The organism is Actinoplanes sp. SE50/110 (assembly GCF_900119315.1).
Lineage (GTDB): Bacteria > Actinomycetota > Actinomycetes > Mycobacteriales > Micromonosporaceae > Actinoplanes.
This window is the reverse complement of record NZ_LT827010.1, coordinates 6229317-6252468: the sequence shown is the minus strand read 5'-3', so window position 1 is coordinate 6252468 and position 23152 is coordinate 6229317. Positions and strand designations below refer to the sequence as shown.

The following is a 23152-nucleotide window of genomic DNA, read 5'->3' as shown; positions in this document are numbered from 1 at the left end:
CCGCGCCCATCGCACCGCTGGGCACCGGCCCGCGCTCATCGCACCGCCGGTGAGCGGCACCGTCGTGGCCGCCGCGCCGAGCTCTTAGCGCGGCCTTAACGATCGGACAGCGTGCCGATAGCCACCGCCCCGCGAAAGTGTGCACATCCGAAACGACCTGGAGGTTCATCCGATGTTGAAGATCCGTACCGCGGTGTTCATGGCTACCGGCGCACTCGCCGCTCTCGGCGTGGCGGGCACCGCGCTCGCGGCGGACGGGGCAGACGACACCTCGGCTTCGCCCTCGGCGTCGATGGCGGCGTCGTACGACCGGGGCGGTGCCGCCGTGGGCGTCGCGGAAGCCAAGGCGATCGCGATCCGGGTCGCCGGGGGCGGGTACGTGCGCTCCGTCGAGCGGGAGACCGAGCACGGCCGTCCGGTGTGGGACGTCGACCTGATCGTCGGCGGCGTGGAGCACGACGTGGACGTGGACCGGGCCAGCGGCGAGGTGCTGCGCCACCGGATCGAGGGGGCGAACGGTCCGGCCGCGTCGGGCGGCGCCACCGCGGCGGCGTCTGCGTCGGCGGACGACCACGGCCGGCAGGCCGAGCCGGGCGACGACAGGGGCGGCGCGAGCACGCGGTCGCGGCGCGTCGAGCCCGGGGACGACAACGGTGGTGCGGGCACGCGGCACGCCGAGCCCGGCGACGACAAGGGTGGCCACGGGCGTGGCGGCGACGACCGGGGCGGCGACGACCGGGGTGGCCGGGGGCGCGGCTCGGACGACTGACGCCGGCCGCGGCGGCCGCCCCGCCCGTGGGGGGCCGCCGCTCACCGTCGTACGGTGATAAAAAGGTTTTTGTGATCATCGATGATTCGTCGCCGTTCTCCGATCTGGACGCCTACACGGCGCTGCCTCGCCTCGGCGGGCTCCGCCTCTCCCCGGACGGCCGCCGCCTGGTCGTCGGCGTCGCCACCCCGGACCGGAAGAAGAACCGGTATGTCAGCGCCCTGTGGGAGATCGACCCGGACGGCGGGCGACCGGCCCGGCGGCTGACCCGCAGCGCCGCCGGCGAGTCCGCGGCCGCGTTCACCGCCGCCGGCGATCTGCTGTTCACCTCGGCCCGCCCGGATCCGGTGGCCGAGTCCGCGGACGAGCCGGTCGCCGGGCTGTGGCTGCTCCCGGCCGGTGGCGGCGAGCCGCGGCTGCTGACCGCTCCGGGCGGCGGGGTGCGCGGCCCGGTCGTGGCCGGCCCGGACGGCACGGTGGTGACCGGCGCGTCGGTGCTGACCTCCGCCGCCGACCTGGACGCCGACCGGAAGCTGCGCGAGGGGCGCCGGGACGCCGGGGTCTCCGCGATCCTCTACGAGGAATATCCGATCCGCCACTGGGACCACTTCATCGGGGCCGACCGCACCCGCCTGATCGCCCTCGACCTCGGCGCCGACGCTGCCGGGCAGCCCGTGCCGCGCGATCTCACCGGGCACGCCGGACGGGCCCTCGGCGAGGAGCCGGCCTGGGACCTCAGCCCGGACGGGCGCACCCTGGTGGCGCTCTGGGTCGTCGCCGAGCCGGCCGGATCCCAGCGGACCACCCTGGTCGCGATCGACGTGGCCACCGGCACGCGGCGCACCCTGGCCGACGACGAGGACTACGAGTACGACGGGCCCCGGATCTCGCCGGACGGCACCCGGGTCGCCGTCGTGGCGTACCGCCGCTCCACCGCGACCGACCCCGGTGACCGGAAGCTGATGCTCGTCCCGCTGGCCGGCGGCCCGCAGCGGTCGCTGACCGAGGCGTGGGACCGCTGGCCGGAGACGATCCGCTGGGCGCCGGACGGCGCCGCGGTCTTCGTGACCGCCGACGACCAGGGGCGCTGCCCGCTGTGGCGGGTGGGCGCCGACAGCGGCGAGGTGACCCGGCTGACCGACGACGACGGCGCCTACACCGAGTTCGAGGTGGCCCCGGACGGCTCGGCGATCTACGCGCTGCGCTCGGCGGTCGACGCCCCGCCGGCCGTGGTGCGGGTCGCCCTGGACGGCGGCGGGGTCGCCGAGCTTCCGGGGCCGGCCGGGCGGCCGGTGATCCCCGGACGGCTGACCGAGGTGACCGCGACCGCCGAGGACGGGACCCCGCTGCGCGCCTGGCTGGCGCTGCCCTCCACGGCCACCGCGGCGGATCCCGCGCCACTGCTGCTGTGGATCCACGGCGGTCCGCTCGCCTCGTGGAACTCCTGGCAGTGGCGGTGGAACCCGTGGCTCGCGGTGGCCCGGGGCTACGCGGTGCTGCTGCCCGACCCGGCGCTGTCCACCGGTTACGGCGTCGCGTTCATCAGGCGCGGCTGGGGATCGTGGGGCGCCGCCCCGTACACCGATCTGATGGCCCTGACCGACGCCGCCGAGCAGCGCCCCGACGTCGACGAGACGCGCACCGCGGCGATGGGCGGCAGTTTCGGCGGCTACATGACCAACTGGATCGCCGGGCACACCGACCGGTTCACCGCCCTGGTCACGCACGCCTCACTGTGGGCGCTGGACCAGATGTGGGGCACCACCGACGCGTCGTTCTACTGGATCCGGGAGATGACCGGCGAGGCCGTCCCGGCCAACTCCCCGCACCTGTCCGCCGACCGGATCACCACCCCGATGCTGGTCATCCACGGTGACCGGGACTACCGCGTCCCGATCGGCGAAGGTTTGCGCCTCTGGTGGGACCTGCTCTCCCGGTCCACCGCCGCGGACGGCTCGTCGCCGCACAAGTTCCTGTTCTTCCCGGACGAGAACCACTGGATCCTGAAACCGGCCCACACCCGGGTCTGGTACGAAACCGTCCTCGCCTTCCTCGCCCACCACGTCCACAAGGAGCCCTGGAGCCGCCCCGAACTGCTCGGCTGACGGGCCGCTCGGCGGGACCTCCGGCCGGAGGTGACCCCGGGCCGGTCAGCGGGCCGGCAGGGCCGGGCGGGCGGAGCGGCGGACGGTCGCGGTCGCGTGCAGGGCCGCGCCGTCCGTCGATTCCCGGGCGGCCTCCCGGGCGGCCCCGGCGCGGGCGAACAGGTCGGTCGGGGTGGCGGCGTGCACCGGGTAGACGGCGCCGCCCGCGGTGGCGTCGACGCGGATCTGGAAGCCGTCGAGGTCGGCCGGGGCCTGGACGGCGGCGCGCAGCCGGCGGGCGGCTTCCAGGCAGGCGGCGGCCGAGCCGACCCGGGGGAGCAGGACGGCGAACTCGGCCGGTCCGATCCGGGCCAGGGTGTCGGTGTCGCGCAGGGCGGCGGTGAGCCGGGCGGCCACCGACCGCAGCAGCAGGTCGGTGATCGCCGGGCCGAGCGTCTCGGTGACGTCGGCCAGGTCGTCCAGGCCGAGGATGACCAGGCCGGCCGGCTCCTGGTCGGCGTCGGCGACCGGCAGGGTGCGTTCCACCTGGGCCATCAGGGTGGCCCGGGTGGGCAGGCCGGTCACGCCGTCGTGCGCGGGCTCCGGTGCCGGCTCCGGCTCGGGCAGCACGATCCGGGCGAGCGCGGCGAGCAGCGCCAGGTCGGCGGCGAGCACCGCGGCGATCGGCCACCGGCCGCTGATCCGGAACGCGGCGAGGGCGGCCAGCGCGCACACGCCCAGCGTCAGGGCGAGCAGGATCGCCCGGGTCGCCGCCTTGCCTCGCACCTCCGCACCGGTCATGCCGCCCTGATCGGCGAGCCCGCCCCGGCGTTGAGGAAATCCCGGGATTCCGCCCGGCGCATCGCGCGGCCGGGCTCAGCCGCAGTGCTCGAACTGCCCGCTGTCGTAGCTGAGAGCGCCGACCGCCCCGCCCCACCGCACGCAGGCCTTCTCCGCGGGCGCCTTGACCGGGCCGGCGTAGTACTGGACGGTGTCGCTCCGGGTCTGCCGGTCCTGCCCCTGCACCTCCAGGAACGCCGCGGCCGGACCTTTTCTGGTCAGCCCCGCGGTGCGCAGCGTCACCACGCAGTTGCTCGCGTCGTCCTCGTTGTGGAGCAGGAAGATCCGGCCCTTCACCACCCCGGCCGCCGATTTCAGGGCCTGCTGGTCGACCACTTCGTAGCCGTCGCCGCAGAGCTGCTTCGGCGAGTACCGGTTCTCGGTCTCGGTCTCGTCGTCCCCGGAAGGTGACGGGGACGGCTCGGCGGACCGGCTCGGGGAAGCCGGCGGGTTGGCGCGTTTGCTGCCCTTGTGGGTCGGCGCCGGCTGGTTCACGGTCCGGTCCGGCGGCTGCTGGCCGTCCGGCGGTGCGCCGACCGCGCCGGTGTTCGCGGTGACCGGCGGGTTGTGGTGGATCGTCAGGAGCACGCCGGCTCCGACCAGGATCAGACCGGCCGCGCCCGCCGCGACCGCCCAGCCGCGGCGCCGCGGCGCGGGGTCGGCCGCGGGAGGGGACGCGGCCGGGAAGGTGGACGTCGGCGTCGCCGGATAGGTGGGACGTGTCGGATATGCCGGTTGAAAAGCCGGGTGGCCGCCGCTCGGCCCGCTCCCGTGCCCGGCCGCCGCCCCCGACGGCGCCCCGGAGGAGACGCCCGGGGTGAAGCCCGGAGCCACGCCGGGAGCGAAGCCCGGGCCTGCGCCGGGAGCGAAGCCGGAGCCGCCGGCAGCGCCCGCGGCATAGCCCGCCGCCGCACCCGGCCGCCCGGCGTTGCGCGCCGCGTCGGCCAGCGCCGCCCCGCTCGGGAACCGCTGTGCCGGATCCTTGGCGAGGGCCCGCAGCACCACCGCCGCCACCGGCCGCGGCACGTCCGGCGGCAGCACCGGCGGTTGCCCGTGCACCAGCTGCGCCAGCACCGCGAGCGGGTTGTCGCCGACGTAGGGCGGCCGCCCGGTCAGGCAGGTGAACGCGACCGCGCCCAGCGCGTACACGTCGGTGGCCGCCGTCACCGGCTGCCCCTCGGCCTGCTCCGGCGCCATGTAGTGCGCCGAGCCCATCACCACGTTGGTGCCGGTGATCCCGGTGATCCCCACCGACCGGGCGACCCCGAAGTCGACCAGGACGATCGCCCCGCCGGGTCGCACGAGCAGATTGCTGGGTTTGACGTCGCGATGGATGATGCCGGCCTGGTGGGCGGCATGCAGCGCGTCGGCGACCCCGGCGGTGATCGCCATCGTCTCGGCCGGGCTGAGCCGGCCGGCCTGCTGCACCTTCTTCGACAGTGAGGTGCCGTCGATGTACTCCATCACCAGGTAGTCGAAGCGCTCACCGTCGACCACCGCGTTCTCGCCGTAGTCGTAGACCTGCACGATGCCCGGGTGCCGCAGCTGGGCCATCATCCGGGCCTCGGAACGGAAGCGGGTGATGAAGTCCCGGTCGTTCATCAGCGCCGGCAGCAGCACCTTGACCGCCACCTCGCGGTGCAGCAGCCGGTCGCCGCCGCGCCACACCTCACCCATCCCGCCGGCCGCGATCCGGTGGGTCAGCTGATAACGGCCGTTGAGCACGATTCCGGGGGCAAGCACCGGGCCATGCTAGTCGGCGTTCCCGAGAATCCGGTTAAACCAAAAATCAAGACCGGGTTTGCGTACGCCGTGAGCACCCCGCCGCCGAGGGAGAAACCGGTGATCCTGGGGCGATGTTCACACTTCGACATGTCCGAAATGGTACGACTGTCTGGTACCGACCGGCGACACCTATGGATGGTCATGAAACGTGGAGCATGGACAGTGGTCACGCTCGGCCTCGCCGCCGCGACGGTCTTCGGGGCTGTGCCCGCCCGGGCCGACGAGAGCAAATCCGCGGACAAGAGCGCGACCTACTGCCGGCTCCGGGTGCACGGTGGCATCCTGAGCCACTACCGCACGCTCGGCTCGGACAAGGGGCGGCTCGGCTGTCCGATGGGCATCGAGCAGTCCGCGGCCGGCGGCGGGCGGATGCAGCAGTTCGACGGTGGCTCGATCTACTGGTCGGCGCAGACCGGCGCGCACGCGGTCGCCGGCCGGATCCTGCAACTGTGGCAGGGCAACCGGGGCGAGGCCGGCTGCGTCGGCTACCCGGTCGACGAGGAGTCGGACACGCCCGATCACCGGGGTCGCTACCAGCATTTCCAGCGGGGCACGATCTGGCACTGGAACGACGGCCGGGTCAGCGCGGTCTGCTGATCCCGGGTCGTTTCTCCGGCCGCCTCGATCTCAGCCGGCCGTGATTCGGAAGACCGGGAAGCCGGGAGCCGCGGCCGAGATGTCGGCCTCCGGCGAATCCGCTGTCAGGCCGTCGAAGAACGCGCCGGTCTCCCACGCCCACTTGCGCAGGTAGAGCCGGATCAGCTCGCTCTTGTCCGCGTCCGCCACCTCCGTCGCGACGAACCGCTCGCTGCGCCGCCCGAGCCGCAGCTCACCCTCGCCGGCCACCCGCAGGTTGCGCACCCACTGGGTGTGTCCGCGCGGCGCCAGCAGGTAGCGCTCGCCGTCGTGGGTGAACATGTTGACGATCGTGGTCCGCACCTCGCCGCTGGTGCGCCCGCGCACGGCGAGCACCCGGCTGCCCATCAGGCTGATCCCGTGGGCGGTGAGCTACTTGGCGAAGTCGTTGAAGACGTTCGTCGCGGATTTCGGGGCCAGGTAGCGCATGACGTCCTCCGGAGTCTCCTCGGTTGAGAGCAGTGCTCTCTCTTGCAAGCAGTGAACACCAGTCACCCGCTCTCCGTCAAGAGCAGCGCTCTCGCTTGGGGATTGACGGTCGTTACTTAGTCGAGTAAGAATTTACTCATGCGAGTAAACGAGACGGCCGCGACGAGAGCCCGACGGGCCCAGATCGTCACGGCCGCGATCGACACGATCGCCGAGCTGGGATATGCCAACGCGTCCTTCGCCCGGATCGCCAGCCGGGCCGGGATCAGCAGCACCCGGCTGATCTCGTACCACTTCGACGACAAGGCCGACCTGGTCCGGGCGGTGGTCGGCGCGGTGCTCGGCGAGGCGGCCGCCTTCATGGGCGAGCGGATGCGCTCGGCGCGCGACCGGACGGGCCTGCTCACCGCGTACATCCAAGCGAATCTGATCTTCATTGCGGAGCATCCCGCGGCGATCCGGGCGGTCATCGAGATCGCCGCCGCGGCCCGCACCGGGGAGGGCGCCCCGCTGGTTGACCCGGCGGACGCCGACGACCCGGGGGCCCGCCTCGCCACCATGTTCCGCGAGGGGCAGGAGGCCGGCGAGTTCCGCACCTTCGACCCGCACGTCATGGCGGTCACCCTGCGCGCCGCCATCGACGCGGCGGCCGTCCAGCCCGATCTCGACCCGCACGCCTACGCCGCGGAGCTGGTCGCCCTGTTCACCCGAGCCATCCGGAAGGACGAGCTGTGACCATGGTGAAGACCCCGTCCCGCCCGAGCCGGTTCGCGCCGGCCCTCCCGATACTGATCGATTTCGGCCTGCCGCTCGTCGTCTACTACGGACTGCGCGCGGCCGGGGTCGACCAGTGGTGGGCGTTGCTGCTCTCCGGCGTGATCCCGGCGGTCCTGGTGATCGTCCGGTTCGCCCGCACCCGAACCGTCGACTACCCGGCCCTGTTCGTCCTCACCATCGTGGCGCTCAGCCTGGGCGTCTCGGCGATGACCGGTGACGCCCGCACCATGCTGATCCGGGATGCCTGGGGTGGCCTGTTCGGCGGCCTGATCGGCGTCTGGCTGCTGGCCTCGGTGTGGGTCGGCCGCCCCGCGCTGATGTATCTGGTCCGCGCCTTCGTCCTGGCCAAGGTGGGCGAGCCGGGCCTGCGCGGGTGGGAGAACCGCTGGCACACCGACCCCGGGTTCCGGCACGGTCTGCGGACGATCACCTTCGTCTGGGGCTGCGCCAGCCTGCTCAACATGCTGGTCACCGTGCTGGCGGCCGTCCTGCTGCCGCTCGACCTGGCACCCGCCGTGCTCAACGCCGGCTGGCCGGCGATCGCCGTGCCCACCTTCCTCTTCCATCTCTACTACACCAGGAAGAAGGACCTGCGAGCATGACGTACGACGTGATCGTCGCCGGTGCCGGGCCGACGGGGCTGATGCTGGCCGGGGAGCTCGCGCTGGGCGGCGCCCGGGTCGCCGTGCTGGAGCGGCTGGCGGCCCGCACCGGGCAGTCCAAGGCGCTGAACCTGCAGCCCCGCTCGGCCGAGGTGCTCGCCTCCCGCGGGCTGCTCGACGACATCCTGGTGCAGGCGCCGGCGCTGTTGCCGCACGGGCACTTCGCCGGGATCCCGCTGGACTACAGCACGCTGGACACCCCGTACCCCTTTCAGGTCGGCATCCCGCAGGCGCGGGTCGAGGAGCGGCTCGCCGCGTGGGCGACGTCGCTCGGGGCCGAGCTGCGGTACGGCACCGCGGTCACCACCTTCGCGCAGGACGACGGGGGAGTGACGGTCGACGGCGAACGCGCAGCGTACCTCGTCGGCTGCGACGGGGCGCGCAGTGTCGTCCGCAAGCAGGCCGGGGTGGACTTCGTCGGTCGCGACGCCCGCGTCTGTGCACTCGTCGCGGATGTGACCCTGGCCGGTGACGGCCCGGCGGGCTGGGAACTGCCGGCACCGAAGGGCGACGGCATGCTGACCGTGCTGCCGCTGGGCGACGGGGTGTTCCGGATGCTGGCCGCCGGGCCGGTGCAGGCGGCCGCCGGGCGCGACGATCCGATCCCGGACAGCGAGCTGGCCGACGCGCTGGCCCGGGACGGGCTGACGCTCGATGCGGTCCGCTGGGCGAGCCGGTTCACCGACGCCACCCGGCAGGCCGCACGGTATCGACGGGGCCGGATCCTCCTGGCCGGGGACGCCGCGCACATCCACTCGCCGGCCGGTGGGCAGGGGCTGAACCTGGGCCTGCAGGACGCCTTCAACCTGGGCTGGAAGCTCGCCGAGGTGATCCGCGGGGAATCGGGCGACGCGCTGCTCGACACCTACCACGCGGAGCGGCACCCGGTCGCCGCCCGGGTGTTGCAGGCGAGCCGGGCGCAGGGCGTCCTGTACATCGCGGACGACGACGTGCTCGCCCTGCGCGCGATGGTCACCGAGTTCGTGGACACGCAGGCGCTGGCCCGGCGGGTGGCCGGACTGGACCACGGCGACCGCATCCCCGGCCTCGACCTGACCCGGCTGCACGACGGTCGCCGCCACGTGATCGACGGCGTCCCGGTCCGCCCCGACGGCTTCCGCTGGTCCGCGCCCGCCTCCGCCGCGGTCTCCGCTCAGGCGGCCGCGAACTGGGTGCGGTAGAGCTCCTCGTAGCGTCCGCCGGAGGAGAGCAGCGACTCGTGCGTGCCGCGCTCCACCACCCGGCCCTGCTCGATCACCAGGATCTGGTCGGCGGCCCGGACCGTGGACAACCGGTGGGCGATCACCACCGCGGTCCGGCCGGCCAGGGCCTCGCCGAGCGCCGCCTGTACCGCCTGCTCGGAAGTCGCGTCGAGGTGCGCGGTGGCCTCGTCGAGGACCACCACCCGCGGCCGGGCCAGCAGCAGCCGGGCGATGGTCAGCCGCTGGCGTTCCCCGCCGGAGAGCCGGTAGCCGCGCTCGCCGATCACCGTGTCCAGCCCATCCGGCAGCGCGGCTACCAGGTCGGCGACATGCGCCCGGCGCAGCACCGCCCACATCTCCGCCTCGGTCGCCTCGGGCCGGGCGAGCCGCAGATTGGCCCGGACCGAATCGTGGAACAGATGCCCGTCCTGGGTCACCATGCCGAGCGTGGCGCGCAGCGACGCCGCGGACAGGTCGCGCACGTCCACCCCGGCCAGCCGCACCGCGCCCGCCCCGGCGTCGTAGAGCCGGGGGAGCAGACCGGCCATCGTCGACTTGCCGGCCCCCGACGAGCCGACCAGCGCCACCATCTGACCCGGCTCGGCGGTGAAGCTGACGTCGTGCAGCACCTCGCTGCCGCCCCGGGTGTCCAGCGTCGCCACCTCCTCCAGGGAGGCCAGCGAAACCTTGTCGGCCGACGGGTAGGCGAACCGGACCCCGTCGAACTCCACCGACACCGGGCCGTCCGGCACCTCCCGGGCGTCGGGCTTCTCCCGGATCAGCGGCTCCAGGTCGAGCACCTCGAACACCCGCTCGAAGCTGACCAGCGCGCTCATCATCTCGACCCGGGCGCCGGCCAGCGAGGTGAGCGGCGCATACAGCCGGGTGAGCAGGATGGCCAGCGCCACCACGTCGCCCGCCGGCAGGCTGCCGCGCAGCGCGTAGTAGCCGCCGAGGCCGTAGACCAGGGCGATCGCCAGCCCGGACACGGACACCAGGGCGGTCATGAAGGTCCACTGCGCCATGGCGGTGCGTACGCCGATGTCCCGCTCCCGCCGTGCCCGGGCCGCGAACTCGGCGGACTCCGCCTCCGGCCGCCCGTACAGCTTCACCAGCGTCGCGCCCGGCGCCGAGAACCGCTCGGTCATCTGCGTGTTCATCGCCGCGTTGTGCTCGGCCGCCGCCCGCTCCAGCCGGGCCAGCCGCCCGCCCATCCGCCGGGCCGGCCAGACGAAGATCGGCAGCAGGAGCAGCGCCAGCACGGTGATCTGCCACGAGATGCCGATCATCACGATCAGCGTGAGGATCAGCGTGACCAGGTTGCCGGCCACCCCGGACAGCGTGTCGCTGAACGCCCGCTGCGCGCCCAGCACGTCGTTGTTCAGCCGGCTGACCAGCGCGCCGGTCCGGGTGCGGGTGAAGAACGCGACCGGCATCCGCTGCACGTGGTCGAAGACCGTGGTGCGCAGGTCCAGGATCAGCCCCTCGCCGATCCGGGCCGAGAACCACCGCTGCGCCAGCCCCAGCCCGGACTCGCCGAGCGCCACCAGCGCGATCGCCGCCGCGAGCCGGACGACCAGGCCGGTGTCGGCGCCGCCGACGATCGCGTCCACCACCCGCCCGGCCAGCACCGGGCCGGCCACCGCGAGCACCGCGGCGACCACGCTGAGCGTCAGGAACCCGGTCAGCGCCCTTCGGTGCGGCCGGGCGAAACGCGCGATCCTGCGTAACGTGGCCAGGGAGAACGGGCGTTTCTCGTCCTGCTGGTTCATCGCGTGGTACATCGAACTCCAGGCAGCCATCTCCATGCTCATGGCCCGACGGTGGCACCTCATCCCGGCTTGAGGTCAAGCGCCTATTCCGGCTCGGCCGTCAACTGGGGGGTGACCAGCATCGACCGGGCGCTCTGGGCGAGCGCGGCGGCGGCGTCGGCCGGGAAGGCGACCGGGTCGACCGCGGGCATCAGCGGGCGCCCGCACGTCGCCCGGCTCACCCGGGACAGCCGGGCCGGCCCCGGGTGGTCGAAGGCGTCCATGGCCAGCAGCCAGGCCGCGTTGTCGTACGCCATGCCGAAGTGCTCGACCGTCTCCAGGGGACACAGGTCCTGCACGGCGAGGTTGGTGACGTTCGGCGCGGGCGGCAGGGCGGAGCGGCGGTACGGCAGGATGATCTCGTCGTACCGGGTGTAGAGCTGGGTGTAACTGATCCCCGGCCAGGTCTGCGGACCACTGTTGAGCGCGGCGATGAAGGCCGCGTTCGAGCGCTGCTGCCAGTACGCGGCCGAGCACACCGTCTGGGCGGCGCACTGCACCACGAACTCGTCGGTGCCGTGGTTGGAGGCGGACAGGGAGACGTAGTCGTCGATCATCGAGCGGGTGTCCGGGGCGAACTTCAGGACCCAGCGGGCGATCATCCCGCCCTGGCTGTGACCGAGCAGGCTGATCGGCGTACCGGCGATCCGGTGGAGGTAGCGGATGCCGCGTTCGACGTGCCCGGCGGCGATCCGGATGTCGCCGTTGCCGCTGTCCGGCAGGTCGATGTCGCAGTGTGCGCGACCTTCGTGGTCGAAGGCGCGGTCCCAGTTCCAGGAGAAGTTCGCGCGGGAGTTCGAGGTGGTGCCGTGGATCAGCAGGATCGGGGTCCGGCCGTTCGCCGGGTCGCCGGTGCAGTGCAGATCCGCGGGCTGCCGGTGTGCCGGTGCCGGCACGAGCAGCAGGGCGGTGGACAGCAAGATCGCGAGGCTCACGTGGACGGCAACGATCCGCCCGCGCCTTCGGTTGCCGGATCCGCTCCACGAACCCGAAATTGCCCACCAGGGCGGCGCAACCGTGGCGAGGTGCCCGTCCCGCGCCGGAATCCGGCCCGGTGGGGATGACCCCACCGGAATCCGGGGGCCGGCCCGGTGTCGGTCCGCGCGCGACCGCCGTAACTTCTCTGCTGTGGACAAGGGATTCGCCGTCGTGCGCGGCCTCTACCGGTGCCTGCGGCTGGCGGCGCTGACCGCGGTGCTGCCGCTGGTCGGCGTGACCGTCGCCGGGGGCGGTGCGCTGTTCGCCGGCACCTGGACGCACGGCAGGCACCTGTCCTGGCCGCTGCGCACCCTGATCGGCGCCGGACAGGTGCTGATCGTGGTCGTCTGGGTGGCCGCCGCCCTGTGGATCACCCACCTGCTGACCAGCCGTCCGCTCGCCGGGTCCGCCCGGCGTCTGGCCGCCCGCTGGCTGGACCGCGACCTGGCGGTCACCTACCACCCGCCGGCCCCGGTCACCCGGATGGCCACCGGCTTCTGGTGGGACGGCAGGGAGTATCACAAGACGGAGCGCGAGGCCCGCCGCCGCTCCGCCATGCACGCCCGCTTCCACGATCCGCAGGTCACCGGGGACGGCATCTGGGCGCTGGCCGCCGGCGTGACCGTCTTCCCGGTCACCGTCCTGCCGCCACTGGCCGGCACGGCCGGCCTGCTCGCGGCCCTCGTCCGGCCCGCGTCGTGGGGCGCCGTCGCGATCCCGCTGGGTGTCGTGCTGATCCTCGCCGGTGGCGCGGCCGCCCCGTTCGCCTGGCGGATCTTCCGGCCGGTCGCCGACCGCTTCCTCGGCCCCGGCGCCCGCATCCGCCTCGGCCGCCGTGTCGCCGAGCTGGAGACTCTGCAGGCCGACCTGACCGAGACCCAGGCCGCCGAGCTGGACCGCATCGAACGCGGCCTGCACGACGGCGCCCAGGCCCGCCTGGTCGCCATGGGCATGTCCATGCAGGCCGCCGAGCGCATGGTCGACACCGACCCGGCGGCCGCCAAGGCCCTGCTCGCCGAGACCCGGGCCGCCTCCCGGGCCGCCCTGGCCGAGCTGCGCCTCCTGGTTCGCGGCATCAACCCGCCCGTCCTGGTCGAGCGAGGTCTCGTCGACGCCCTGCGCGCCCTGGCGCTGGATCTCCCGGTCGCGACGGAGGTGACCGCCGCCGTCCCGGCCCGCCCCGAACGCCCCCTGGAGTCGGCCCTCTACTTCGCCGTCGCCGAGCTGCTCACCAACGTCGCCAAACACGCCCACGCCCGGCGGGTCACGGTCGACCTGGCACATGCCGGCCGGACGCTCACCGCAACCGTCACCGACGACGGCACCGGTGGCGCCGCACCCGCGCCCGGTTCCGGTCTGCACGGCATCCAGCGGCGGCTGGCGGCCTTCGGCGGCACGCTGGAGATCGACAGCCCCATCGGCGGGCCGACCCGCGCTACCGTGTCGGTGCCATGCGTGTTGTGATCGCCGAAGACCTGTTCCTGCTCCGTGACGGCCTGGTCCGCCTCGTCCAGGCCTACGGCCACGAGGTGACGGCCGCCGTCGACAGCGGACCGGCCGCCCTCGAAGCCCTGCTCACCGAGCGTCCCGACGTCGCCATCCTCGACGTCCGCCTCCCGCCCACCTTCTCCGACGAGGGCCTGCAGGCGGCCCTGGCGGCCCGCCGCGAGATCCCCGGCCTGCCGGTCCTGATCCTGTCCCAGCACGTCGAGCAGCTCTACGCCCGCGAGCTGCTCGCCGACGCGCGGGGCGGCGTGGGTTACCAGCTCAAGGACCGGGTGCTCGACGCCGACGACTTCATCGACGCGCTGACCCGCGTCGCCGCCGGCGGCACCGCCCTGGACCCGGCCGTCGTCGCCAAGCTGCTCGGCCACCCCCGCCGCGCCGACCCCCTGGCCACCCTGACCGAGCGGGAACGCTCCGTCCTGGCCCTGATGGCCGAGGGCATCTCCAACACCGCCATCGCCACCCGCCTGTTCCTGAGCGAGGGCGCCATCAGCAAATACACCACGACCATCTTCGCCAAACTCCACCTGCGCCCCGACGACAACGACACCAACCGCCGCGTCCGGGCCGTCCTCACCTACCTCGCCGCGGACCGCCCGGACGACTGACGCGACCAGCCGCGCTCTACGGCGTTCTGCGTGAGGTCGTGACCGCGCTCCGGCAAGGAACGGCCATCTCGGTCGTTGCGCACCACACGGCGCTGACCACGCAGGCGGCCGTGGATCTGGCGACCATCTCCCGGCCGGCCCGGGTCCGCATGGTGTGCGGGAGCGGCACCGGATGGTCGCGCCGCCGCGGTCCGGGCCGAAGCTTTCCCGCCGGAGGATGCCGCATACGGTGCCCGGCATCCCTGGCCTGCTGGAACGAAGGTGAGTGCCCGAGCTCGCGGCCGGAGTGCGTCGTCATTGCGCTCCGGATGCCTGGTAGGGCTCGTCCGGATCAGCGTCGGCCCGCCCCGGCCGGGCGGTTGGCGCCACACGTCGGGCATCGGGGACGGGCGGGGGGAGCCGCGGTGGTGCGGTGCCGCAACGCGGTGGCTGCGATGAGCAGGACGGTCAGGGCGGCGACGATGACGAGGACCGCCACCGCGGCCATGGAACTCCAGGTGGGGTTGGGGACGTTCGCGGCGGTGCCGGTGATGGCCGCGGTCAGCGGATGAATGGCCAGCAGGGCGATCGGGGCGGGCAGCGCCAGCAGGGCCTGGGCGCCCCGGTGGTCGCCCCGGGCCGACAGGGTGAAGGCGGTGGCCAGGGCGGCCGTCAGCAGGATCGTGCCGGCCGCGGGAAGTTCGTGGTCGGCGGCCCTGTAGTAGATCATGAAAGGGTCGAGGTACGGGCCGGCGAGCACCCCGGCGGCCAGGGCGGTGGCGGTGATCGCGGCGGCGGCAGCGGCCGGGAGCAGGCGGACGGCGAGCCGGCCGCGACCGGCACCGGCCAGGGCGAGCAGGCCGAGTGCGGCTTGCGGAAGCAGGACGAAGAGCGGCGGCCGGAGTCGGGCGAGAAGGTCGGCGAGCGGCGCGATCCCGACCGTGATCAGCAGGGCCGCGATGACCGCCGGACGTGCCCATCTGGCCGGGGCGGCGACGTGCACGACGGACGCGAGCAGCCACGACGCCCAGACCAGGATGCCGATCGAGGTGAATGTGCCCGGCCGGGGGTCGTCCCAGGCGAAACGGCGGACGAGTTCGACGACGGACCAGCCGGCGGCCAGGGCGGTGGCGGTGATCATGGCGAAGGTGCCGGCCAGGCGGAAGCCGGGTGCCAGGTCGGCGAGGCCGCAGGCGCGGACCCGCTCGCGGAGGCCGCCGGTGACCAGGTCGACGGTGTCGGCGAGAGTGGGACGACGGCGGTCCGGGGAGACCGAGTCCAGGTAGGTGCCCAGGATCTCGGTGCCGCGCGCCCGGCGGTAGGCGGCCGGGTAGCACCAGTGGATCAGCCGGGCGTAACGGCGTTCCAGATCGGTCATGCCCAGCCTCCGAGGCGCAGAGCGGTGCCGGGCGAAGCGAGGCTCCGGCCGAAGGTGGTGCCCGGCGTGCGGCGGCCCCGGCGGGCGGGCGACGGGGCGAGTCGGAGGCGGGTGGTGGCGGCTTCGACGTTGCGGCGCATGCGGTCGGTCTCCTCGGTGAGCAGGGTGGTGCCCCGGTCGGTGAGGCGGTAATAGCGGCGCAGCCGGCCGTCGACGGTCTCCTCGCGGTCGACGGTGATCAGGCCGGCGTCGGTGAGGCGGTCCAGGGCGCCGTACAGGGTGCCGGGGCGCAGCGTGATGCGGCCCTCGGAGAGGCGGCTGACCTCGGCGACCAGGCCGTAGCCGTGCAGGGGCTCGCCGGCCAGGGCGGTCAGGATCAGGAACGTCGGTTCGCGCAGAGGCGTTTCCACGCCCCGCAATATATCGGCTGCGAAGGTATGCCGTCAGCCCGCCGCCCGGGGCGCGGCGCGGCGGCCAGGAGGGGGCGGCGCGGCGGTCAGGAAGGGCGGCGCGGCGGCCAGGATGGCGGGGGCGCGGCGGCCGGGAAGGAGGGGCGCGGCGGCCAAGAGGGGCGGCGCGGCGGCCAGGAGGGGCGGCGCGGGGTCAGGGGGCGGGCAGCTCCAGGCGGACGACGGCGCCGCCGGGGCCGCCCTCGGTGTGGAAGCCGGTGGCGATCTGGCGGGCGATGTCCAGGCCGAGGCCGGTCGAGTCGCCGCCCGAGGCGCCGCGGGTGGTGGCGGAGGCCGGGAAGCCGGGGCCCTCGTCGGCGACCGTCAGGGTCGCGCCGCCGCCCGGGCGGGCGGTGAGGGTCACCGCGAACGGGGTCTCGTCCGGGGTGTGCGCGAAGACGTTGCCGAGCAACGCGTCCAGGGCCGCGGCCAGGTCGTCGGCGGCGACCGCGACCGGCAGGGGAGTGTCCGGAAGTGATCGGGTCACCGGGCGGCCGGTGTCCTCGGCGAGGACCTGCCAGAAGGCGACCCGGTCGCTGACCACCGCGGTGGCGTCGCAACCGGCCGGCTGGTGGGTGACCTCGCGCCGGGCCTGCTGGATGGCCGCGGTGACGGCCCGGGCGACGCCGTCGGCGGCGGCCGCGACCCGGGCGGATTCGGTCGGATCCTGCAGGGATTCGGCTTCCAGGCGGAGGGCGGTCAGCGGGGTGCGCAGACGGTGTGAGAGGTCGGCGATCCGTTCCCGTTCGGCGGCGAGCAGGTCCTGGATGCGGGTCGCCAGGTGGTTCAGGGCGCCGGCGACCTCGCGCAGCTCGGGTGGGCCGGCGGGGGCGGCGCGGGCTGTGAGTTCGGCGCCGGCCAGGCGGTGCGAGACCGCGCTGAGCTGGGTGATCGGGGCGATGATGGTGCGCGCCAGGCGGTCGGCGACCAGCAGGCCGAGCAGCAGCAGGGCGGCGCCGAGGCCGGCCAGGGTGAGCCAGGAGCGGGAGACGCCGCGGGTCAGGTCGGCATCGGCGACGACGGTCCGGATGACGCTGGTGCCGCGGGCGCCGACCACGGGGACGACGACCTCGCGGCCGGCGGGGGTGCTGACCGTGAACGATTGGCCTTTGGCGGCGGCCAGCCGGACCGCGGGGGTGACCGTGGCCGGGGCGCCGACCACGGTGCCGTCCCAGTGGAAGACGGTGACCGGCACGGCCTGCCCGGTGACCGCGGTCCGCAACGCCGGGACGTCCCCCACGGCGAACGGCACGATCGTGCGGACCACCGTGTTGGCCTGGCTCAGCGCGCGGTCCTGGGCGACCTGACGCAGCAGCAGCGCGATCGGCACCAGAAAGGCCAGCAGCACCAGCACCGTGGTCGCCGCGACCAGCAGGGTCAGCCGGGCCCTCACGCCGGCTCGCTCAGCTTGACCCCGACCCCGCGGACGGTGTGCAGGTAGCGCGGTTCGGTCGCGGTCTCGCCGAGCTTGCGGCGCAACCACGACAGGTGTACGTCGACGGTCTTGTCCGCCCCGCCGTACGGCACCTGCCACACCTCGCTGAGCAGCTCCCGTTTCGTCACCACCTGACCGGCCCGCGCCGCGAGGTGGTGCAGCAGGTCGAATTCGCGGGGCGTGAGGTCGACCCCGGTCCCGTCCAGGGTGACCTCGCGGGCCGCCACGTCGATCCGCAGCCCGCCGACGACCAGGGCCGGTTCCGTCTCGCCGGGGGTGGCGGAGCCGCGCCGCAGCACGGCCCGGATCCGCGCGTCCAACTGCGCCGCGGTGAACGGTTTCACCACGTAGTCGTCGGCACCCGCGTCGAGCAGCCGGACCATCTCGGTCTCCTCGTCCCGGGCGGTCGCGACGATCACCGGGGTCCGGCTGACCGCGCGCAGCATCCGCAGCAGCTCCCGGCCGTCGAGGTCGGGCAGGCCCAGGTCGAGGACGATCAGGTCCGGTCGTTCGGCCAGGGCGGTCTGGAGTCCCGCCATCGCCGCGGGCGCCGCGGCCACCGCGTGCCCACGATCCCGCAGGGCGCGCAGCAGGGTGTTCCGGATCGCCGGGTCGTCCTCGATCAACAGCAGTCTCGCCACGGCTGCACGGTATCGGCTGGGCCGGGCCGCCCGGGCGGTTCTTAACCGTCCCTTATCCCGGTCCCGGCGGCGGCTTAGCGATCCCGGGCGCATAGTGGCCCGGTGAGCCGAGTGGGACAGCGTGTGGTGATCGTCGCGGGGTGGGTGGTCGCGGCGGTCCTCGCCGTGCTCGTCGGGGTGGTCGGGATCGGCCTGGTCGGGGCCGGCCTGACGAATCGGGAGGCGGACACCGCGCGCAGCGAGGCGGACGTGGAGCGGGAACTCGCGCAGGCCGGGCCGGCTCCGATCCCGACGTCGGCGCTGCCCACCGCGTCGCCGGCGACCGCCGCCCCGACGACCCCGGTGGTGTCCTCGTTCCCGACCCGGGGCGGCACGGTGGTCGCCGACTGCGACGGGATCACCTCGATGTCCCCGGCGCAGGGTTTCGCGGTGCACGAGCAGAGTGCCCGCGAAGGGGAGTTCCGCGGCGTGCGGGACGACCACGTCCGGGTGAAGGTGCGGTTCGCCTGTGTGAACGGCAGTCCGCGGGTGGTCGAGGACTGAGGGCCGGCCGCGGTGTTCCGGCAACCGGCGCACCGCCCGGGTGCCGCGCGATCGGATCGCGTCCCGGGATTGATCTACCCTGTCTGCCGTGCCAGGACCATCGCTCGCCGCCGTCGCCCGACCCGCGACCGACATGGACGCCGACCGGATAGCGGAGATCTGCACGGCCGCGTATCGGGCTGCCTACCGTGAGCTGCTCCCGCCCGGCTACATCGAGCGGACCGCCGGCATCTGTTTCGGCGCGGCCCGGGTCGCGCGTCAGGTGCCGGCCGACCCGCCGCGCTGGTTCGGCTACCAGGTCGCCGAGGAGGGTGACCGGCTGGTCGGCGCGGCCGGCGGCGGCCTGACCCGGCCCGGGATCGGCGAGCTGCACCTGATCTATCTGGATCCGGCGGAGCGCGGCCGCGGACTGGGCACGCTGCTGCTGGACCGGGTGATCGCGCAGATCCGGGAGGCCGGCGGCACCGAGGTGTGGCTGTCGGTGTTCCTCGGTGACGGCCCCGGGATCGGCTTCTACCGCTCACGCGGCTTCCAGCCGATGGCGACCGTGCAGGCCGATCTGTCCCGAGAGGACGATCACATCCGCAGCCTGCGGATGCGGCGCGCGCTGCGATAATCCTCTTCCCGCCGGCCGGTCGCCCCAGGCAGGATGTCAGGTGTGCGACGGGGACCCGGGCGTTATCTGTGGTGGCTGGCCGGGCAGGTCAGGGGGCGGCTGGCGCTCGGCATGACGTTCGGCTCGCTGTGGTTCTTCAGCCTGGCCGCGATGCCCTGGCTGATCCAGCAGGCGATCGACCAGGGGGTCACGCCGCGCCGACCCGGGCCGCTGGTCGCCTGGTCGTTCGGGGTGCTCGCGGTCGGCCTGGCGAATGCGATCCTCGGCATCCTGCGCCACCGCAACATGACCCGGCTGCGGGTCGACGCCGCGCTGCGCACCGCCGACCTGGTGCTCACCCACGCGGTCCGGCTCGGTGCCGCGCTGCCCCGTCGGATCACCGCGGGCGAGGTGGTCACCATCGGCATCTCCGACGTGTGGCAGATCGGCCGGGGGATGAACGTGGGCGGTGTCGGCGTCGGCTCGGTGCTGGCCTGCATCACGATCGGCGTGCTGCTCGGCCACACCGCCCCGATCCTGTCCCTGGTCGTGCTGGCCGGGGTGCCGCTGCTCGCGCTGCTGGTCATCCCGCTGCTGGCCGGCACTCAGCGGGCCGGCTCGCGATACCGGGAGCGACAGGGCGCGCTGAACGCCCGGCTGGTCGACGTGATCGGCGGCCTGCGGGTGCTGGGCGGGCTCGGCGGCAGTGCCACCCACCTGGAGCGCTATGTGCGCGAGTCGGCCCGGCTGCGCGATCAGGGCTACCGGGTGGGCCGCCCGTCCAGCTGGGTGAACGCGCTCGGCGACGGGCTGCCGATGATCTTCCTGGCCGGGGTGGTCTGGGTCGCCGCCCGGATGGCGGTGACCGGCGAGATCACCGTCGGCGAGCTGACCGCGGTCTACGGCTACACCGCGCTGCTGGTCATCCCGGCCAGTGTGCTGATCTTCTGCGGCTTCGATCTGGCGTACGGGGTGGTCGGCGCCCGCCGGGTCACCGCCTTCCTGCGCCTGCCGCTGGACGACCCGGCCGGCGACCCGCCCCCGCCCGGCCCGGCCGCGCTGCACGACCCGGAGTCCGGGGTGACCGCCGAGCCCGGCCGGCTGACCGCGCTGGCCGGCGCCCGCCCGGCCGACGCGGTGGAGGTGCTGGACCGCCTCGGCCGGTACACGCCGGGCGGCGCCACCTGGGCCGGCCACCGCCTCGACCGGCTGGACCGGGATGCGGTCCGCGACCGGATCCTGGTGGCCGAGAACGCCGCCGCCCTGTTCGCCGGCCCGCTGCGCGACGTGGTCGCCGGCCGCCACGACCCGGACGACGACCTGATCCGGGTCGCGATCGACACCGCGGTGGCGCACGACGTGGCCGACGACCTGGGCCGGCACGTCGAAGGGGACGGACGCAACCTCTCCGGCGGCCAGCGGCAGCGGCTCCGGCTGGCCCGGGCGGTGCACGCCGACCCGGAGATGCTGCTGCTGGCCGAGCCCACCTCGGCGGTCGACGCGCACACCGAGTCGGCCATCGCCGAACGCCTGGCCGCCGCCCGCCGGGGCCGCGGCACCGTGGTCGCCACCACCTCGCCGGTGCTGCTCGACCGCGCCGACACGGTGCACTACCTGGTCGCCGGCCGGGTCGCCGCCAGCGGCACACACCGCGAGCTGCTCGACACCGACCCCGGCTACCGCGCCCTGGTCACCCGCGTGTTCGGCGACGACCGGTGAGCGCCGCCCTGCCGATCGCCGACCAGCGGCAGGTGGCCCGGGCCGCGCTCGCTCTGATCGCCGCCGACAAGCGCTCGGTCGCCGCGATGACCCTGCTGAACTCGCTGGCCGCGCTCGCCGGCCTCGGCTCGCCGTGGCTGCTCGGCCGGGTGATCGACACGGTCGCCACCGGCGGCGGGGTGCACGCGGTCGACCGGCTGGCCCTGGCCGTGCTCGGCTGCGCGATCGCCCAGGTCCTGCTGTCCCGGTTCGCCCTCGCACTGGCCTTCCGGTTCGGCGAGCGCACCTCGGCCCGGATCCGGGAGACGTTCCTGCGCCGCGCGCTGAGCCTGCCCGCCTCGGTGGTCGAGCGGGTCCCGGCCGGCGACCTCGCGGCCCGCGGCACCACCGACGTCGACGCGGTCGCCACCACCCTGCGCGACGTGCTGCCCAGGATCCTGATCGGCCTGGCCGAGATGGTCTTCATCGTGGTCGCCGTGGTGCTGCTCGACCCGCTGCTCGGCATCGTCGGCGTGCTCGGCCTCTCCGGCATCTGGTTCGCCACCCGGTGGTATCTGCGCCGCGCCCGGGACGCCTACCTGCGCGAGGGCGAGTCGAACTCGTGGCTGGCCGACGAGCTGGCCGCGACCACCTCCGGCGCCCGCACCGTCGAGGCGTTCGGGCTGGCCGACCGGCGGCTCGCGGCCGGGCACGCGGCGATCGACGAGACCCGCCGCACCCGCCTGTTCACACTCCGCCTGCGCAGCGTGTTCTTCCCGGTCACCGAGACCTTCTACGCGGTGCCGGTGATGCTGGTCCTGCTGCTCGGCGGCTACCTCTACCTGCACCACCGGGTCAGCCTCGGCACCGTCGGCGCGGCCGTGCTCTACCTGCGGCAGCTGATCAACCCACTGGACACGCTGCTGATCCGGATCGAGCAGCTGCAGTCGGCCGCGGCGTCGTTCGCCCGGGTCGAGGGCCTGGTCCGGATCGAGGCGCCGCCGGTGATCCGGGACCGCACGCCGGACGGCGACCGGATCGAGGTCCGCGACGTGCGGTTCGCCTACGACTCCGGCCGCGACGTTCTGCACGACATCCACTTGACCGTACGACCGGGGGAGCGGCTCGCCGTCGTCGGCCTGTCCGGGGCCGGCAAGTCCACTCTCGGCCGGCTGCTCGCCGGCGTCGACCGGCCCACCGCGGGCACCGTCACCGTCGGCGGGGTGCCGATCGCCGGCCTGCCGCCCGAGCTGCTGCGCCGCCAGGTGGTCCTGGTCACCCAGGATCACCACGTGTTCCGCGAGTCGCTGCGGGACAACCTGATGGTCGCCGCGCCGGACGACGAGCTGCGCCGGGCACTCGCCACGGTCGGCGCCACCTGGGCCGACGACCTCGACCGTGACCTCGGCGCGCAGCCGCTGGACGGGGCGCAGGCACAGCAGCTGGCGCTGGCCCGGGTGCTGCTAGCCGGCCCGCACACGGTGATCCTGGACGAGGCGACCGCGCTGCTCGACCCGACCGCCGCCCGCGACGCGGAACGGGCGCTCGCGGCGGTCCTGCACGGCCGTACCGTGATCGCCATCGCCCACCGCCTGCAGACCGCACACGACGCGGACCGGGTCGCGGTGCTGGACGACGGCCGGATCATCGAACTCGGCACGCACGACGAGCTGATCGCCGCCGGCGGCTCCTACGCCGCGCTGTGGCGGTCCTGGCACCGCGCCGATCAGATGCGGTAGTACGGATATCCGGGGTACAGGTAGCCGCCACTCCAGAACGGCGCGTACCCGTAGTGCCGGTACAACTCGTTGTAGTACTCGCTCGCGTCGATCAGCGCCGGGTCGTACCGCGGCGCCTCGGCCACGATCTGCTTCGGCTCGCTCACGTGCACCACGTCGTCGTCGATCGCCCGGATCGCCTCGATCGGCACGAACGACGAGGTCGCGCCGAAGCCGAGAATCCCGCCGTGCGCCACGCACAGCATCCGCACCCGGTGCTCGGCCGGGTCGATCAGCAGGTCGTCGACCCGGCCGAGCTCGTGCCCGTCCCGGTCCCGCACCTGCCGGCCGCGGACGTCCTCGGCCGGGTCGCCGACCATCTGGTCGCTGTCGCTCAGCCTCACCAGCTCGATCCCGGTGTTCGGCGTCGTCATCCCCGCCACCCTTCGTCGCTCGCCATCGCGTCGTCGGCCGCCATCGCCTCGCCGTCGGCGCCCCCCGCCTCGTCGCTCCGCATCGCGTCGTCCCCCCGATCGCGTCGTCGCGGGAAGATCAGCAGCTACGGATGCGGATACCCGATCCGTCCGTCTCGCAACCCGACTGGCACCGCCGGGGCAACTGGTGCAGGC

At 74.1% G+C, this 23152-nt stretch carries 22 protein-coding genes; 12 read left to right on the top strand and 10 right to left on the bottom strand.

Annotated features, from left to right (window positions below; translation table 11 throughout):
* Positions 1-172: 172 nt before the first annotated feature.
* Together ACSP50_RS28005 and ACSP50_RS28000 are read left to right on the top strand one after the other, a co-directional pair.
* The gene (locus ACSP50_RS28005; RefSeq protein WP_014692671.1) at positions 173-769 is read left to right on the top strand and encodes a PepSY domain-containing protein; all 597 of its coding nucleotides are present in this window, start codon (positions 173-175) and stop codon (positions 767-769) included.
* 71 nt (positions 770-840) lie between these two features.
* On the top strand, positions 841-2874 hold the full coding sequence (locus ACSP50_RS28000; RefSeq protein WP_014692670.1) for a prolyl oligopeptidase family serine peptidase: 2034 nt from the start codon (positions 841-843) through the stop codon (positions 2872-2874).
* Between the two features lie 45 nt (positions 2875-2919).
* On the opposite strand, the gene ACSP50_RS27995 is transcribed toward ACSP50_RS28000, so the two are convergent.
* Together ACSP50_RS27995 and ACSP50_RS44270 are read right to left on the bottom strand one after the other, a co-directional pair.
* The gene (locus tag ACSP50_RS27995) at positions 2920-3654 is read right to left on the bottom strand and encodes a GGDEF domain-containing protein (RefSeq protein WP_014692669.1); all 735 of its coding nucleotides are present in this window, start codon (positions 3652-3654) and stop codon (positions 2920-2922) included.
* A gap of 75 nt (positions 3655-3729) precedes the next feature.
* Positions 3730-5436 (bottom strand): serine/threonine-protein kinase, encoded by a 1707-nt coding sequence (locus tag ACSP50_RS44270; RefSeq protein ID WP_014692668.1) that lies wholly within the window; start codon positions 5434-5436, stop codon positions 3730-3732.
* Between the two features lie 183 nt (positions 5437-5619).
* Between ACSP50_RS44270 and ACSP50_RS27985 the strand changes: the two genes are divergently transcribed.
* The gene (locus ACSP50_RS27985) at positions 5620-6075 is read left to right on the top strand and encodes an LGFP repeat-containing protein (RefSeq protein ID WP_157432803.1); all 456 of its coding nucleotides are present in this window, start codon (positions 5620-5622) and stop codon (positions 6073-6075) included.
* 30 nt (positions 6076-6105) lie between these two features.
* Here ACSP50_RS27985 and ACSP50_RS27980 read toward each other — a convergent pair whose 3' ends face one another.
* On the bottom strand, positions 6106-6462 hold the full coding sequence (locus ACSP50_RS27980; RefSeq protein ID WP_014692666.1) for a nitroreductase family deazaflavin-dependent oxidoreductase: 357 nt from the start codon (positions 6460-6462) through the stop codon (positions 6106-6108).
* Positions 6463-6681: 219 nt separating this feature from the next.
* On the opposite strand from ACSP50_RS27980, the gene ACSP50_RS27975 reads away from it, so the two are divergent.
* From ACSP50_RS27975 to ACSP50_RS27965, 3 genes are read left to right on the top strand one after another with little or no spacing between them, the layout of a single operon-like run.
* Positions 6682-7278: a TetR/AcrR family transcriptional regulator gene (locus tag ACSP50_RS27975; protein ID WP_014692664.1), complete on the top strand. Its 597-nt coding sequence runs from the start codon at positions 6682-6684 to the stop codon at positions 7276-7278.
* 2 nt (positions 7279-7280) lie between these two features.
* A complete protein-coding gene (locus tag ACSP50_RS27970; RefSeq protein WP_014692663.1) occupies positions 7281-7922 on the top strand; it encodes a VC0807 family protein in 642 nt (213 codons plus the stop codon).
* Positions 7919-9163 carry an FAD-dependent monooxygenase gene (locus tag ACSP50_RS27965; protein ID WP_014692662.1) on the top strand — a complete coding sequence of 415 codons (1245 nt, stop codon included), beginning with the start codon at positions 7919-7921 and terminating at the stop codon, positions 9161-9163. Before ACSP50_RS27970 ends, ACSP50_RS27965 begins: the two co-directional genes overlap by 4 nt.
* Here ACSP50_RS27965 and ACSP50_RS27960 read toward each other — a convergent pair.
* Positions 9136-10998 (bottom strand): ABC transporter ATP-binding protein, encoded by a 1863-nt coding sequence (locus tag ACSP50_RS27960; RefSeq protein ID WP_043512328.1) that lies wholly within the window; start codon positions 10996-10998, stop codon positions 9136-9138. The genes ACSP50_RS27965 and ACSP50_RS27960 overlap by 28 nt on opposite strands.
* Before the next feature lie 41 nt (positions 10999-11039).
* Positions 11040-11930, bottom strand: coding sequence for a triacylglycerol lipase (locus ACSP50_RS44265; protein ID WP_231956729.1), 891 nt, complete (start codon positions 11928-11930; stop codon positions 11040-11042).
* A 193-nt stretch (positions 11931-12123) separates the two neighbouring features.
* Between ACSP50_RS44265 and ACSP50_RS27950 the strand changes: the two genes are divergently transcribed.
* Together ACSP50_RS27950 and ACSP50_RS27945 are read left to right on the top strand one after the other, a co-directional pair.
* Positions 12124-13437, top strand: coding sequence for a histidine kinase (locus tag ACSP50_RS27950; RefSeq protein ID WP_014692659.1), 1314 nt, complete (start codon positions 12124-12126; stop codon positions 13435-13437).
* Positions 13425-14087, top strand: a complete 663-nt coding sequence (locus ACSP50_RS27945) for a response regulator transcription factor (protein WP_014692658.1) — start codon at positions 13425-13427, stop codon at positions 14085-14087. The genes ACSP50_RS27950 and ACSP50_RS27945 overlap by 13 nt, the downstream gene beginning before the upstream one ends.
* A gap of 331 nt (positions 14088-14418) precedes the next feature.
* Here the strand turns inward: ACSP50_RS27945 and ACSP50_RS27940 are convergent, their stop codons facing one another.
* From ACSP50_RS27940 to ACSP50_RS27925, 4 genes are all read right to left on the bottom strand, one after another.
* The gene (locus ACSP50_RS27940; protein ID WP_014692657.1) at positions 14419-15444 is read right to left on the bottom strand and encodes a hypothetical protein; all 1026 of its coding nucleotides are present in this window, start codon (positions 15442-15444) and stop codon (positions 14419-14421) included.
* Entirely contained in the window at positions 15441-15854 is a 414-nt protein-coding gene (locus ACSP50_RS27935; RefSeq protein ID WP_014692656.1) for a PadR family transcriptional regulator, read from the bottom strand. Before ACSP50_RS27935 ends, ACSP50_RS27940 begins: the two co-directional genes overlap by 4 nt.
* Before the next feature lie 193 nt (positions 15855-16047).
* The gene (locus ACSP50_RS27930) at positions 16048-17286 is read right to left on the bottom strand and encodes a HAMP domain-containing sensor histidine kinase (RefSeq protein WP_014692655.1); all 1239 of its coding nucleotides are present in this window, start codon (positions 17284-17286) and stop codon (positions 16048-16050) included.
* Positions 17283-17969 (bottom strand): response regulator transcription factor, encoded by a 687-nt coding sequence (locus ACSP50_RS27925; RefSeq protein WP_043512326.1) that lies wholly within the window; start codon positions 17967-17969, stop codon positions 17283-17285. The genes ACSP50_RS27930 and ACSP50_RS27925 overlap by 4 nt, the downstream gene beginning before the upstream one ends.
* 102 nt (positions 17970-18071) lie before the next feature.
* On the opposite strand from ACSP50_RS27925, the gene ACSP50_RS27920 reads away from it, so the two are divergent.
* The 4 genes from ACSP50_RS27920 (at position 18072) to ACSP50_RS27905 (ending at position 22544) form a co-directional block, all read left to right on the top strand.
* On the top strand, positions 18072-18512 hold the full coding sequence (locus ACSP50_RS27920) for a hypothetical protein (RefSeq protein WP_099343892.1): 441 nt from the start codon (positions 18072-18074) through the stop codon (positions 18510-18512).
* Positions 18513-18600: 88 nt separating this feature from the next.
* Entirely contained in the window at positions 18601-19128 is a 528-nt protein-coding gene (locus ACSP50_RS27915) for a GNAT family N-acetyltransferase (protein ID WP_155123640.1), read from the top strand.
* Between the two features lie 111 nt (positions 19129-19239).
* The gene (locus tag ACSP50_RS27910; protein ID WP_099344178.1) at positions 19240-20826 is read left to right on the top strand and encodes an ABC transporter ATP-binding protein; all 1587 of its coding nucleotides are present in this window, start codon (positions 19240-19242) and stop codon (positions 20824-20826) included.
* Positions 20823-22544 carry an ABC transporter ATP-binding protein gene (locus ACSP50_RS27905; protein WP_014692650.1) on the top strand — a complete coding sequence of 574 codons (1722 nt, stop codon included), beginning with the start codon at positions 20823-20825 and terminating at the stop codon, positions 22542-22544. The genes ACSP50_RS27910 and ACSP50_RS27905 overlap by 4 nt, the downstream gene beginning before the upstream one ends.
* Here the strand turns inward: ACSP50_RS27905 and ACSP50_RS27900 are convergent.
* Positions 22532-22957: a PRC-barrel domain-containing protein gene (locus ACSP50_RS27900; protein ID WP_014692649.1), complete on the bottom strand. Its 426-nt coding sequence runs from the start codon at positions 22955-22957 to the stop codon at positions 22532-22534. The genes ACSP50_RS27905 and ACSP50_RS27900 overlap by 13 nt on opposite strands.
* Between the last annotated feature and the right edge of the window lie 195 nt (positions 22958-23152).

Coding starts and splice junctions, on each gene's coding strand:
- ACSP50_RS27900 (WP_014692649.1), bottom strand. CDS start 22,957: ATGACGACGCCGAACACCGGGATCGAGCTGGTGAGGCTGAGCGACAGC.
- ACSP50_RS27965 (WP_014692662.1), top strand. CDS start 7,919: ATGACGTACGACGTGATCGTCGCCGGTGCCGGGCCGACGGGGCTGATG.
- ACSP50_RS27910 (WP_099344178.1), top strand. CDS start 19,240: ATGACGTTCGGCTCGCTGTGGTTCTTCAGCCTGGCCGCGATGCCCTGG.
- ACSP50_RS27995 (WP_014692669.1), bottom strand. CDS start 3,654: ATGACCGGTGCGGAGGTGCGAGGCAAGGCGGCGACCCGGGCGATCCTG.
- ACSP50_RS27980 (WP_014692666.1), bottom strand. CDS start 6,462: ATGGGCAGCCGGGTGCTCGCCGTGCGCGGGCGCACCAGCGGCGAGGTG.
- ACSP50_RS27945 (WP_014692658.1), top strand. CDS start 13,425: ATGCGTGTTGTGATCGCCGAAGACCTGTTCCTGCTCCGTGACGGCCTG.
- ACSP50_RS27970 (WP_014692663.1), top strand. CDS start 7,281: ATGGTGAAGACCCCGTCCCGCCCGAGCCGGTTCGCGCCGGCCCTCCCG.
- ACSP50_RS27960 (WP_043512328.1), bottom strand. CDS start 10,998: ATGAGCATGGAGATGGCTGCCTGGAGTTCGATGTACCACGCGATGAAC.
- ACSP50_RS28005 (WP_014692671.1), top strand. CDS start 173: ATGTTGAAGATCCGTACCGCGGTGTTCATGGCTACCGGCGCACTCGCC.
- ACSP50_RS27940 (WP_014692657.1), bottom strand. CDS start 15,444: ATGACCGATCTGGAACGCCGTTACGCCCGGCTGATCCACTGGTGCTAC.
- ACSP50_RS27985 (WP_157432803.1), top strand. CDS start 5,620: ATGAAACGTGGAGCATGGACAGTGGTCACGCTCGGCCTCGCCGCCGCG.
- ACSP50_RS27975 (WP_014692664.1), top strand. CDS start 6,682: ATGCGAGTAAACGAGACGGCCGCGACGAGAGCCCGACGGGCCCAGATC.